We start from the raw sequence: 11,662 nt of genomic DNA, 5'->3' as shown, positions 1-11,662 counted from the left end.
ACCGATTTCGCCCACTTTACTCCCGGCGGGGGTTTAACATGGTCGCCTCGCACATGTGGGCGATACTGGGATCGAACCAGTGACCTCTTCGGTGTGAACGAAGCGCTCTCCCGCTGAGCTAATCGCCCGGGCGCAGGGAGAACATTACCCCATGTCAGGGGGTGGCTCCGACCGGCCGAGGAGCCTCGGGACGGCGTCCGAGCGGGCTCGTCACTCCTTGATGTTCCAGGGCATCGCGAGGCCGAACTTCCAGACGTAGACGCCGACAAGGACCGCGATGATCACCAGGCCGACGGTCGTCAGGATGATGTTGCGGCGCCGCACCTTGGGGTCGAGAGCACGCTGGGTCGCCTCGGTGACCTTGCGCTTCGTCCAGCGGAGCACCAGCTGCGCCCAGACGAACTCGGTCGCCCAGATCGCCATGCCACCGAAGATCACCAGCCAGCCGGGCCCCGGCAGCGGAAGCATGATCACGCCCGCGCCGACCACCGCGAGCCCCACGATGAAAACGCCCACCTGCCAGCTCAGATGCAGCGCGCGACGTGCCTTGATGAATTCCGGCGCCCGCGAACCGAGCGGTCGCTCACTCTTCACCCCGTCGTCAGCCGTGGCGACCTCGCCCGGCTCGTCACTCCCCGTATTCATACGGCCAAACCCTACCCGAGAGAAACCAGTCACCGGAATGGCCCTATCCGGCGAACGTACTCTCGGCCGGATGAGTTACGTAAAGGCACGCAAAACACTCAGAGGGGTTTACAACGGCACCGTAGGTGGCATGTCGATTTCGCCGACGTGCGAATCCCCGAGCGCACACTGAGCGAAAGGCCCTGGCGCTTATGAACACCACGGTCAGCTGCGAGCTGCACCTGCGCCTCGTTGTGTCGAGCGAGTCCTCACTGCCTGTTCCCGCAGGACTGCGGTATGACACGGCCGATCCCTACGCCGTGCACGCCACCTTCCACACCGGAGCCGAGGAAACCGTCGAGTGGGTGTTCGCCCGCGACCTCCTCGCCGAGGGCCTGCACCGGCCCACCGGTACCGGCGACGTCCGAGTCTGGCCGTCCCGGAGTCATGGCCAGGGCGTCGTGTGCATCGCCCTGAGCTCCCCGGAGGGCGAGGCTCTTCTCGAGGCCCCGGCGCGGGCCCTGGAGTCCTTCCTGAAGCGGACGGACGCCGCCGTGCCCCCCGGCACGGAACACCGGCATTTCGATCTCGATACGGAGCTCTCACACATCCTGGCCGAGAGCTAGCGAGACACCACAGAGCCGCCCGGCGCCGTCCACTCGGGGAGACGGCTCGGGCCTAGACAACCGCATAGGGCACAACCGCATAGGGCACCAGCACCGGCGCCGTCACCATGGACTTCACGTCCACGGAGGCGACGCCGGTGCGCTTGCTTGTCACCCCGGGGGCCTGTCACCCCGGGGTGGGGGCCGGTTCTGTCACACCGGCTGCCTGTCACCTCGGGGTGGGGGCCGGGCCTGTCACCCCGGCTGCCTGTCACCTCGGGGCGCGGCACCCAGGGTGGCTGAACGCGGTGGACGGCGTCCGTGTGCCCGAAAGTCCACGCGCAGCACCCGCCCCCCAGCGCCCCACACGCCTCGCGACCGGTCGCCGCTCCCCCGTGATCCGCTCCCCGCGCCAGGAAGCCACTACCATCGGCCAGCACCGGGGCGGGCGCCCGCTCGACCCCCGAGGCCAGGGAGCGAAACGTGCTGATCACCCACGACACCCGGTGCGCCCTCGACACCGTGGTGGATCTGGTGAACACCGCGCCGGAGGACCAGGCGACCGATGGGCTCGCGGATGTCGCGTCCCTCGCCGATTTCGTACGAAACCACGAGATCAGCGATGTGGGTGTGCTGTCGGCGCACGATCTCGCGGCCGTGCGCGACGTGCGCGACCGGTTCGCGGGCATCTTCGCCGCCGATGACCCGCGGATCGCCGCCGCGCTGATCAACGAACTGGTCGCCGCGGCGGGTACCACCCCCCGCCTCACCGACCACGACGGCTACGACTGGCACGTGCATTACTTCGCGCCCGGCGCCTCGGTCGCCGACCATCTCGCGGCCGACTGTGGGATGGCGCTGGCCTTCTTCGTGGTCGCCGGGGAACAGGAGCGGCTGCGCCGCTGCGAGGCCCCGGACTGCCGGCGCGCCTTCGTCGACCTCTCCCGCAATCGCTCCCGCCGCTACTGCGACAGCCGCACCTGCGGGAACCGCCTCCACGTGGCCGCCTACCGGGCACGCCGGAAGGAAGCGGCGGGCTGATCGCCGAAGCGGGCAGACGCTCGGCCCGCGACGCTCGGCGCGAGGCAGTGGCGGACTGACGGAGCCCTCGGCGGGTGACGCCAGGGGCTCCGTGTACGGCTCAGAGCAGCAGCAGGTCGTGCAGCGAAGCCATGAGCAGCAGACAGCCGATTACCGCAAGGAAGATCATCAGCGGCGGCTGGGAGAGCGCGAAGAGACAACCACGCCGCTCCTCGGGCGGGGCGGCGGTGTCGCTCTGTGTTGTGTCCAGCATCTCGCGGCGATGATGACGTAGCCGGCACCCCTCACGCGATCAACACGCTCGGAAAATGCGGGAGTTCGCCGGATCATGTGACGACACGCTCGAACGTGATCGTTTCCGCGCACTCCACACGGCCCCCCGTGCCGCCTTGTGTCGTTTCAACCGGTCATGTGCCGGTCATATGCGGTCCGTCCTGCGGAGCACGTGCGTCCGTCCTGCGGAGCCCTCGCCTCCGTCTCGCGGAGCACGCGCCTCCGTCTTGCCCGTCATATGCCGTGCTTCTTCAGGATGGCCTCGATGTCGCTGAAGTCGTCCCCGGAGCCGGTGGCGCGCGGCGTCGGCGCGGGGCGGGTGGCCGGGCGGGAACTCTGGCCGAGCGAGGGCGCCGAGGCCGCGGGGGCCACCGCCTCGCGCTGGGCGGCGGCCTTGGCCGCCTTGCGTTCCTTGCGTGTCCCGCCGCCGCGCCGCTCCACGGCCCGCGTGGTCATGAACAGCAGCCAGGCGGCGCCGAGCACGACGAAGCCGGCCCACGCGGTCGGGCTGAACGCGGTGTCGGCCAGCCAGCCGACCACCCCGGTCATCACCAGGCCGACCGGCACGAGCGAGTAGGCAGCGATACGGGCGGCCGCCAGGAAACGCTTGCGGTAGGCCGTCACCGCCGCGATGCCCAGGCCGGCGGCGGAGACGGCGGAACAGACGGTCTCGGCAATCATCCGGTCCTCCAGGCAGGGCTCGGTCGGGCGCAGGGTCGGTTCGTCCCTTCCATCCTGCACCGCCCGGCGCCTCGTATGCCATGCTCCGAGCGGACCTCAGGGACATCTCAGGGGCCGGTGTCCTCCCCAGGTCCCGGTCGGGTCACCGACGGTCATCTCCCCCGCGGTCCCGGTTGGGACGCCGGTGCGACGGCTGGGAGACTGGTCTTCATGAACGACTCCTCCCCCGCCCACCCGGCCGTTCCCGTCCTGGACGTCTGGTGCGAACTCCAGTGTCCCGACTGTCGCGGCGCCCTCGCCGACCTGCACGCGCTGCGGGCCCGCTACGGCGACCGTCTGGAGCTGCGGCTGCGGCACTTCCCCCTGGAGAAGCACAAGCACGCCTTCGCCGCGGCGCAGGCCGCCGAGGAGGCCGCGGAACAGGGTAAGGCCTGGCCGTACGTCGAGGCGGTGCTCGGTCGCGTCGAGGAGCTGGACCGTGGGGGAGAACCCTTCCTGGTCGAGGTTGCCCGTGAACTCGGCCTGGACGCCGAGGAGTTCGACACGGCCCTGATCGACGGCCGGCACATCCTGATCGTCGATGCCGACCAGGCCGAGGGCAAGGCCATCGGCGTGACCGGCACCCCGACCTACGTCATCGGCGGCGAACGTCTCGACGGCGGCAAGAGTCAGGAGGGCCTGCGCGAGCGCGTGGAGGAGATCGCCGACCGGCTGCTCGCCGAGCGGGAGGCGTGACACCCGCGCCGTGTTCTCGCGCCCGCGCCAGGTTCCGGGAGACCTACAGCAGGGTCTTGGCGAAGTGGTAGGCGGTCGTCTCGTAGCCGAGTGACTCGTAGAGCCGCTCGGCCGGCGTGTTGCCCGCGAAGACGTTGAGGCCGATGCGGTCGCTTCCGACAGCCGCCGCCTGGGTCTCCGCGAGCAGCATCAGCGTACGGCCGTGCCCCTTGCCGCGGTGTGCGGCGTCCGCCTCGACGTCGAAGACGAATACGCGGTCGCCCTGCACCGCCAGCCACAGCGTGCCGACCCTGGCTCCTTCGTGTTCCAGAACGCTGAACAGCATGTTCTGTGTGGCCACGCCTTGCGGCATCAGCTCGTGGTGGTCGTGCTCCGCCTTGGCGTGCGCCTGCGCCGCGGGCACGCCCCGCTCGATCCAGGTCCGCGCGTAACTCTCCCTGCCCGCCGCTTCCCAGACGGCGAACTCCGCCTCCGTCATCGGCCGGCCGAGGCTCCCGGAGGGCAGGTGGGGCGGGGTCTCCCCCAGCGGCTTCTCCATCCCGCGGTTGCGGACGACGTATCCGAGCGAGACGGCGAGCCGCAGGCCGGCCGCGGACTCGGCCGGGACCGACGTCTCGATCCGTTCGCAGCCCCAGCCGCGCGCCACCTCCTCGGCGGCGAGCGCGGCGACCGCGCCCCGGCCTCGTCCACGGTCCGGCTCCTCGATGCGGAGCTCCTGGATCCGTGCGACGGACGGTCCGAAGACGGGATCCGTGGTGAGGTGTACCGCGCCCACGGGACGGCTGTTCACACACACGTGGTAGCGGCGCGAACGCGTCCCGTCGGCGGTGTGCTGAAGCGGCTCGGTCGGCCGCAGGGTGGTGGTCATCAGGGGAGTTGTACCCGCTGCGGCGTCCGAGGTCAGCTGAATTTCCCGGCGTTCAGAGGTGCATGGACGGCGGCGGATCAGGGATCGAGGTCGTCCCCGGACCGCTCGTCGAAGATCCGCATCGCCTTGGCGGTCACCGGGCCCGGCGCGCCCGGGAGTTCGCGGGCGTCGACCCGGTGCACGGCCTGCACATCGCGCAGCGTGGACGTCAGGAAGACCTCCTCGGCGTGTTCCAGGACGTCGAGCGGCAGGTCGGTCTCCTTGGCCCCGGTCCACTCGACGGTGAGCGCGCGGGTGATGCCGGCGAGGCAGCCGGAGGCGACCGGCGGAGTGTGGATCTCGCCGTCGAGGACGACGAAGACGTTGGACCCCGTGCCCTCGCAGAGCTGACCGACCGTGTTGGCGAACAGCGCCTCGGTCGCGCCCTGTTCGCGCGCGCGGGCCAGGGCGACGACGTTCTCGGCGTACGAGGTGGTCTTGAGGCCGGTGAGCGCGCCGCGCTCGTTCCGGGTCCACGGCACGGTGACGACGGCGGTGGAGTCGGGGCGCCGGGCGGACTCGCCGAGTGCGACGACCAGGGTCGGACCGTGCTCGCCGCGGTCGGAGCCGAGCGGGCCGTGACCACCGGTGTAGGTGATGCGGAGCCGGCCGAGCGGCATCGGGTTGGCGTCGATGACCGCGGCGCAGGCGCGGCGTACCTCGTCGAGGTCGGGCTCGGGCAGGCCGAGGCCGCGGGCCGAGCGGGCCAGCCGGTCCAGGTGGCGGCTCAGCGCGAACGGCCGCCCGTCGACCGCCTTCACGGTCTCGAAGATGCCGTCGCCCACGGTCAGTCCGTGGTCGAAGACGGAGACGCGGGCGGTCTCGGTGTCCTGCAGCCCGCCGTCGAGCCAGATCTTCACGAAAGGGTCCCTCCACTTGCCTCGTACTGACCCGACGCTACCGCGAGCAGCCGCGATGCCTTCAGTTCGGTCTCCCGCCACTCGCCCTCGGGGTCCGATCCCCAGGTGATGCCCGCGCCCGTACCGAACCGCAGGACGCCCTCGTCCCGGTCGATCCAGAAGGTGCGGATGCCGACCGCCAGCTCTCCGGTGCCGCGATCGGCGTCGACCCAGCCGATACCTCCGCAGTACGGGCCGCGGGGCGCGGTCTCCAGGGCCTCGATGATCCGCAGCGCGCTGGACTTGGGAGCGCCGGTGACGGAACCGGGCGGGAAGGCGGCGGCCAGGAGCTCGGGCCATCCGGCGTCGGCACGCAGCTCGCCGTGGACACTGGAGACGAGATGGACAAGACCCGGGTGCTTCTCGACCACGCAGAGGTCGGGGACGGTGACGCTGCCGCCGACGCAGACTCGGCCGATGTCGTTGCGGACGAGGTCCACGATCATCACGTTCTCGGCGTAGTCCTTCTCCAGGAGGTCCGCCTCGGTGCGTCCGGTGCCCTTGATCGGACCCGACTCGACGACACGCCCGTCGCGGCGCAGGAAGAGTTCGGGGGACGCGGTGGCGATCTCCACGGCGTGGGCGGGCAGGCGAATCGTTCCGGCGTACGGCGCCGGGTTGCCACGCGCCAGCAAGGCGGTCAGCTCGTCGACGTCGGCGTCGGGGGCGACGCGCGCGGACAGCACCCGGCAGAGGTTCGCCTGGTAGACCTCACCTGCCGCTATGTGCTCGCGGATGCGGCGCACGCCCGCGGTGTACGCGGCGCGGTCGAGGGACGACTTCCAGTCATCGGCCGCGGGACCTCGCCAGCGCCCGGGCACCGGTGCGGGCACCGGCTCCTGTCGTACGTCCTGGAAGCGGGCGCAGGTCAGCCGCCCTTCGAAGTCGGCCGAGACGGCCCAGAAACCGGTCGAGTCCAGGGCCGCGGGGTCGCTGGTGACGTCGAGGAGACCGGTTGCGACGAGGCCACCGAAGCGGGCGAGAGGAGGGAGGTCGAGCACGCAGTCGAGTCTAGGGCGGGTGACCTGCCGGTGCCCTGACCGTGTCCTTGGGCGGACAGAACGCAGCACGCTGCACAAACGCGTTTTTGTGCTGGCCCCGGAATCCGCTAGAGTTCAACACGTCGCCGGGACGCGCAAGCCGACCGGAAACGACACGCGGACGTAGCTCAGTTGGTAGAGCGCAACCTTGCCAAGGTTGAGGTCGCCAGTTCGAACCTGGTCGTCCGCTCGCAGGAAGTGGGGGATCATCCCGAACCCCTACGCTCCTGGTGGAGTGGCCGAGAGGCGAGGCAACGGCCTGCAAAGCCGTCTACACGGGTTCAAATCCCGTCTCCACCTCCAAGGACGATTAGCTCAGCGGGAGAGCGCTTCCCTGACACGGAAGAGGTCACTGGTTCAATCCCAGTATCGTCCACTGGATCTTCCAGCCCGTACGGCAAGATCCGATCCCGCGCGATTAGCTCAGCGGGAGAGCGCTTCCCTGACACGGAAGAGGTCACTGGTTCAATCCCAGTATCGCGCACGCAGTACGCACCACCTGGCACCGTCCGCAGGTCCACCCCGCGCGATTAGCTCAGCGGGAGAGCGCTTCCCTGACACGGAAGAGGTCACTGGTTCAATCCCAGTATCGCGCACCAGCCGAAGCCCCCGGCCGTCTCGTACGGTCGGGGGCTTCGTCGTGTTCGTCCCTGCGTACGCCGCCGGGGCCCCTCCCCTCAGGAGGGGCCCCGGCGCTCGTTCAGGACGAGACGGCGCTCGTTCAGGACGAGAAGAGCATGTGGCCGAAGCTCTTGTGGCGGTGGTGGCCGCCGTGGCCGCCGTAGTGACCGCCGTGGCCGCCGTGCTGCGGGGCGCCCCAGGCGGGCGCGGGCGCGGACGGGTACGCCTGCGGGGCGGCCGGGGGCGGCGGCGCGGGCTGCTGCCACTGGGACTCCAGGCGGGTCAGCGACTCCAGCTCGCCGTAGTCGAGAAATATCCCGCGGCAGCCGCTGCACTGCTCGATCTGGACGCCATTGCGGTTGTACGTGTGCATCGGCGCATGGCACTTCGGACACTGCATGCTCGGCTCAACTCCTCGCCGGTCGGTACTGCTTCCGCCAGGACAGACACTGCCCGGCTTCGGTCGGTTGCACCCTACGTCGCGAAACCGTGCGACAACTCGGGCGGGACGGTGCCCATTCGGTCACAGGCGTCGATCACGGCCTGCTGCACCTCGTCCAACGGCTCCCCGGAGGCGACGGACTTGGCGATCGCCAGGGCCGCGGTCTGCACGGTGAGGGCCCGGGCCGCGATGTCCAGGGCGGGCCAGGGGTCGCCCTCGGCGGGGACCGCCGGGCCGCCCGCGCTCCGGTAGGCGGTCAGGAAGCGCAGCCACTCCTCGGGCGGGAGCAGACCGCAGGCGTACCAGGCGGCCGGGCGGGCGAGGTCCCAGGCCGGGGTGCCCACGCCCAGGTCGTCGACGTCGATGAGGAGCCAGGGGCCGGCCGGGGCCGGGTGGCGGACGAGTTGTCCGAGGTGCAGGTCGCCGTGACACAGGGTCGCGGCGTCCGGCATCGGGGCCTGGGCGCGGGCCCAGGCCGGGAGGCCGGCCCAGGCGCGCAGGACCGGGGCGGCGGCCGGGAGCGGGCCCGCCGTCCTGAGCCGGGCGATCGCCCGAGCCGCCTTCGCGGGGCCGCGCATGGGCGGGAGGCCGTGCGGGGCGGGGGCCTGGTGGAGCCGGGCCAGCAGGGTGGCGGCGGCCTCCCAGGGGGCCGCCTCGGGGTTCTCCGGGTCGACCGGGCTGCCGTACGGCCAGAAGGTCACCGGGCGGCCGTGCAGGTCGACTGGCGTGCTGGTCAGTGGGGGCAGGAGTGTGTCGGGGAGGGCGGTGGCGACGGAGAGCCGGAGGGAGAGTTCCGTGGGGTCCGTGCCGGGGGCGTGGGCCTTGGCGACGGTGTCGGCGTGGCGGATGACCGTGGCGTCGGGGCGGTTGGCGAGGACGGCGTCCTTGGTTCCGCAGGGGCAGGAGCTTGCTGCGGCTGCGTGTGCGTGTGCGTTTACGCCTTTGCCTGCGTCTGCTGTGGGGTGGACCGTGCTGCGCACCTTGGCGGTGAGTGCGGGCAGCAGGGTGTCTGCGGTCACGGGTCCCCCTGGGTACGGATGGCGTCTGTCGGTGAGCGTACGCAGGTGGGCCGGGCCGGGTGAGGGGTACCCGGCGTCCACCGGGCGACGGGACCGGCACCCGGCACGGGTGTGCGGTACCCGGTGCGGGTGCTGAGGTCGGGGTGGGTGCGCTGCCCGGCGCTTACGGGGTGCCGCCGCGCCCACCCGTGCCGCCCCAGCGGCACGATTGCCCGCAGTTGATGAGATGAACCGGGACAAGTGTGGCGCCAGCGGCACGACTGGGCGCAGTTGAGACGGACGGGAGGGCTGTCGCCCCAGCGGCACGATTGCCCGCAGTTGATGAGACGAACCGGGAGAACTGCGGACCCAGCGGCACGACTGGGCGCAGTTGATGAGACGTACCGCGGGAACTGTCGTGTCAGCGGTGTGGCTGTGTGCGGTGGTGGTGCAGGGCAAGAAAATGCCCGCGCAGCTCCCCAGCTGCGCGGGCATTTTGTGCCGTCCGCCGCACCCCCGTCCCCACGGGGTTTCATGGCCGGATGTCCCCGCCCGGACCGCTCTTCCGGGCCTGGGGCGCCGCTCAGCGCCCCAGCATCACGCCCACGGACGACGCTTGTGTGACCACTGCGTCCCAGCCGCCGAAGACGACTACGAGCAGGGCCGCCAGGGGAAGGACCATCGCCGTCGCCACCAAGGGGTGGCGCTGGCCCTGGCGGCGGGTGCCGAACGCGGTGGTGTACGCGGTGTACGCCCTGCGTCCCTGCGTGCGGAGCGCTGTCCGCGGTGCCGTGTGGGCCATGGTCCCTCTCCTGACCGAGCTTCTGTTGTGATTGGCAGCGGCGGGTGTCTGACCTCGGGGGACGAGTGCTGCACCCGCCGCTTGACCTCAAATCTAGGCGGGCGGCGCCGCCGGGTCGTCATGCCCTCGTACCGATTGGCGGGCCTCCCGGAGGATGAGCGATGACCTGCGGTGTACTCCCCTGGGTGGAGACGAGGACCTAGGTCTCAGGGTCTTCCCGGAGGGGGCGTCCGGTGTGACCCGACTGTTCCGAGACGTCTTCCCTGGGCACCGGCTGCTCGACGAGCGCCAGCACCCGGGTCGCCATGAAGCGGGCGGTGCGCACCACTGATCCGCTTCGCGTGACTTCGCTCACTTCCACCACACCTCGGCGCACCGCCGTCTCCACCCGGCGACCCGCCCTGCTCGCCACCACCTCGTACGTGCGCGTCGTGTCACCGGCGTCCACGACTATCTCCACTCGGTCACCCTTCACGGGCTCAATCCCCCTTCTGCGACGGAGGGTTGGGATCACAGGCGGCCCAAAGCCGTCCCGCTCACACGCTCCCTGACCACCTTTCAAGTTTCCCACCCGGCACTGACAATCGATCGGGCCGAGAGGGCGCGGCCTCTGCGCGCACCCGGCCGCGGAAACGTAAGCTGTGGCTCGTCAAATGGACCGGGCAGCGGGGATGGACATGGCGATGATGCGCCTGAGGCGCGAGGACCCGCGTGTCGTCGGCTCGTTCAGGCTTCACAGGCGGCTCGGCGCGGGTGGGATGGGCGTTGTCTACCTGGGCTCCGACCGCCGTGGCCAGCGGGTCGCGCTGAAGGTGATCCGGCCGGATCTGGCGGAGGATCAGGAGTTCCGGTCGCGGTTCGCCCGGGAGGTCTCGGCGGCGCGACGCATCAGGGGCGGTTGCACGGCGCGGCTCGTCGCCGCCGATCTGGAGGCGGACCGCCCGTGGTTCGCCACGCAGTACGTGCCCGGGCCCTCCCTGCACGACAAGGTCGCGGAGGAAGGGCCGCTGAGCGCCGCCGATGTGGCGGCCGTCGGTGCCGCCCTGTCCGAGGGACTCGTCGCCGTGCACGAGGCCGGGGTCGTCCACCGGGACCTCAAGCCGTCCAACATCCTGCTGTCCCCGAAGGGGCCGCGGATCATCGACTTCGGCATCGCCTGGGCGACGGGTGCCTCGACCCTCACGCATGTCGGTACGGCTGTCGGTTCCCCCGGCTTCCTCGCGCCCGAGCAGGTGCGCGGAGCGGCCGTCACCCCGGCCACGGACGTGTTCGCGCTCGGCGCCACGCTCGCGTACGCGGCGACCCAGGACTCGCCCTTCGGGCACGGCAGTTCCGAAGTGATGCTCTACCGGGTGGTGCACGAGGAGGCCCAACTGCACGGCGTTCCGGACGCGCTGGCACCTCTCGTACGGGCATGTCTGGCGAAGGATCCCGAGGAGCGGCCCACCACCCTCCAACTGTCCCTGCGGCTCAAGGAGATCGCGGCCCGCGAGGCACAGGGCATGGCGGACGTACGGCCGCCCGCGCCGCGCACGGATCCCGACCGGCCGACCGGACGCCTGGCCGAGCAGTACGCCGAGCAGCGCACCCAGCGGCGTCCGCAGGGCACTCCCCCGCCGCGCACCGGCGGGACGAACGGTGGCACCAGGCCCTCGCAGTCCGGTTCGCGCCCCGCGCCCGCCCGGAACACCGGCCGCTCCGGCAGCAGGCCGGCGCCCCGCAGTGGTGCCGGACGTCCCGGGCCGCGCACCACCGGGACCGGCCGCAGGCCCGCCAACCCGCGGCTGCTGCGCCAGCGGCTCTTCGTGTTCGTCGTGGTGACCCTGCTCGTCGCGCTCGGCATCGCGGCGGCGCAGGGATGCCAGGGGCCGGCGCGGGGGCTGGACGACGGGGGCACCCGTAAGGACGTACGACAGGAGCAGTCGTACCCGCCGCTTCCCACCGGGGAGCTGATGTCCGAGCGGTACCGGAGCGAGATCCGGAAGGACGGCTAG

Annotated in this window: 14 protein-coding genes and 6 tRNA genes; 9 read left to right on the top strand and 11 right to left on the bottom strand. The window is 71.1% G+C overall.

Features of this window, described 5'->3' with window-relative positions:
* Positions 1–56: 56 nt before the first annotated feature.
* Both ACFVXA_RS34615 and ACFVXA_RS34610 read right to left on the bottom strand, forming a co-directional pair.
* Positions 57–128: transfer RNA gene (locus ACFVXA_RS34615), tRNA-Val, on the bottom strand.
* Between the two features lie 82 nt (positions 129–210).
* On the bottom strand, positions 211–645 hold the full coding sequence (locus ACFVXA_RS34610; RefSeq protein WP_362020964.1) for a TIGR02611 family protein: 435 nt from the start codon (positions 643–645) through the stop codon (positions 211–213).
* A gap of 191 nt (positions 646–836) precedes the next feature.
* On the opposite strand from ACFVXA_RS34610, the gene ACFVXA_RS34605 reads away from it, so the two are divergent.
* Both ACFVXA_RS34605 and ACFVXA_RS34600 read left to right on the top strand, forming a co-directional pair.
* Positions 837–1,250 (top strand): SsgA family sporulation/cell division regulator, encoded by a 414-nt coding sequence (locus ACFVXA_RS34605; protein ID WP_003959770.1) that lies wholly within the window; start codon positions 837–839, stop codon positions 1,248–1,250.
* Between the two features lie 462 nt (positions 1,251–1,712).
* Entirely contained in the window at positions 1,713–2,270 is a 558-nt protein-coding gene (locus ACFVXA_RS34600) for a CGNR zinc finger domain-containing protein (protein WP_362020961.1), read from the top strand.
* 100 nt (positions 2,271–2,370) lie between these two features.
* Here ACFVXA_RS34600 and ACFVXA_RS34595 read toward each other — a convergent pair whose 3' ends face one another.
* Complete coding sequence (locus ACFVXA_RS34595) at positions 2,371–2,523, bottom strand: hypothetical protein (RefSeq protein WP_010988207.1); 153 nt, start codon at positions 2,521–2,523, stop codon at positions 2,371–2,373.
* 254 nt (positions 2,524–2,777) lie between these two features.
* A complete protein-coding gene (locus ACFVXA_RS34590; RefSeq protein WP_362021134.1) occupies positions 2,778–3,224 on the bottom strand; it encodes a hypothetical protein in 447 nt (148 codons plus the stop codon).
* A 210-nt stretch (positions 3,225–3,434) separates the two neighbouring features.
* Here ACFVXA_RS34590 and ACFVXA_RS34585 point away from each other — a divergent pair, with 210 nt between their 5' ends.
* Positions 3,435–3,959 (top strand): DsbA family protein, encoded by a 525-nt coding sequence (locus ACFVXA_RS34585; RefSeq protein ID WP_362020958.1) that lies wholly within the window; start codon positions 3,435–3,437, stop codon positions 3,957–3,959.
* Between the two features lie 43 nt (positions 3,960–4,002).
* Here the strand turns inward: ACFVXA_RS34585 and ACFVXA_RS34580 are convergent, their stop codons facing one another.
* From ACFVXA_RS34580 to ACFVXA_RS34570, 3 genes are all read right to left on the bottom strand, one after another.
* Positions 4,003–4,827, bottom strand: coding sequence for a GNAT family N-acetyltransferase (locus ACFVXA_RS34580; protein ID WP_362020956.1), 825 nt, complete (start codon positions 4,825–4,827; stop codon positions 4,003–4,005).
* Between the two features lie 77 nt (positions 4,828–4,904).
* Positions 4,905–5,726: an aminodeoxychorismate lyase gene (locus ACFVXA_RS34575; RefSeq protein ID WP_362020953.1), complete on the bottom strand. Its 822-nt coding sequence runs from the start codon at positions 5,724–5,726 to the stop codon at positions 4,905–4,907.
* On the bottom strand, positions 5,723–6,766 hold the full coding sequence (locus ACFVXA_RS34570) for a chorismate-binding protein (protein ID WP_362020950.1): 1,044 nt from the start codon (positions 6,764–6,766) through the stop codon (positions 5,723–5,725). The genes ACFVXA_RS34575 and ACFVXA_RS34570 overlap by 4 nt, the downstream gene beginning before the upstream one ends.
* 156 nt (positions 6,767–6,922) lie before the next feature.
* Here ACFVXA_RS34570 and ACFVXA_RS34565 point away from each other — a divergent pair.
* The 5 genes from ACFVXA_RS34565 (at position 6,923) to ACFVXA_RS34545 (ending at position 7,404) form a co-directional block, all read left to right on the top strand.
* Positions 6,923–6,995: transfer RNA gene (locus ACFVXA_RS34565), tRNA-Gly, on the top strand.
* A gap of 39 nt (positions 6,996–7,034) precedes the next feature.
* A tRNA-Cys gene (locus ACFVXA_RS34560) sits at positions 7,035–7,108 on the top strand.
* Position 7,109: 1 nt separating this feature from the next.
* Positions 7,110–7,181, top strand: a tRNA-Val gene (locus ACFVXA_RS34555).
* A gap of 36 nt (positions 7,182–7,217) precedes the next feature.
* Positions 7,218–7,289: transfer RNA gene (locus ACFVXA_RS34550), tRNA-Val, on the top strand.
* Positions 7,290–7,329: 40 nt separating this feature from the next.
* Positions 7,330–7,404: transfer RNA gene (locus ACFVXA_RS34545), tRNA-Val, on the top strand.
* Between the two features lie 122 nt (positions 7,405–7,526).
* On the opposite strand, the gene ACFVXA_RS34540 is transcribed toward ACFVXA_RS34545, so the two are convergent.
* From ACFVXA_RS34540 to ACFVXA_RS34525, 4 genes are all read right to left on the bottom strand, one after another.
* Positions 7,527–7,826, bottom strand: a complete 300-nt coding sequence (locus tag ACFVXA_RS34540) for a zf-TFIIB domain-containing protein (protein WP_362020947.1) — start codon at positions 7,824–7,826, stop codon at positions 7,527–7,529.
* 74 nt (positions 7,827–7,900) lie between these two features.
* Positions 7,901–8,887 carry a phosphotransferase family protein gene (locus tag ACFVXA_RS34535; RefSeq protein WP_390028211.1) on the bottom strand — a complete coding sequence of 329 codons (987 nt, stop codon included), beginning with the start codon at positions 8,885–8,887 and terminating at the stop codon, positions 7,901–7,903.
* 562 nt (positions 8,888–9,449) lie between these two features.
* The gene (locus tag ACFVXA_RS34530) at positions 9,450–9,668 is read right to left on the bottom strand and encodes a hypothetical protein (protein WP_362020942.1); all 219 of its coding nucleotides are present in this window, start codon (positions 9,666–9,668) and stop codon (positions 9,450–9,452) included.
* Between the two features lie 199 nt (positions 9,669–9,867).
* The gene (locus ACFVXA_RS34525; protein ID WP_383746147.1) at positions 9,868–10,143 is read right to left on the bottom strand and encodes a hypothetical protein; all 276 of its coding nucleotides are present in this window, start codon (positions 10,141–10,143) and stop codon (positions 9,868–9,870) included.
* 196 nt (positions 10,144–10,339) lie between these two features.
* Here ACFVXA_RS34525 and ACFVXA_RS34520 point away from each other — a divergent pair, with 196 nt between their 5' ends.
* Positions 10,340–11,662, top strand: a complete 1,323-nt coding sequence (locus tag ACFVXA_RS34520; RefSeq protein ID WP_362021131.1) for a serine/threonine-protein kinase — start codon at positions 10,340–10,342, stop codon at positions 11,660–11,662.

The organism is Streptomyces sp. NPDC058246, from assembly GCF_042881985.1.
Taxonomy (GTDB): Bacteria; Actinomycetota; Actinomycetes; order Streptomycetales; family Streptomycetaceae; genus Streptomyces.
This window is presented reverse-complemented; position numbering and strand designations above follow the sequence as displayed.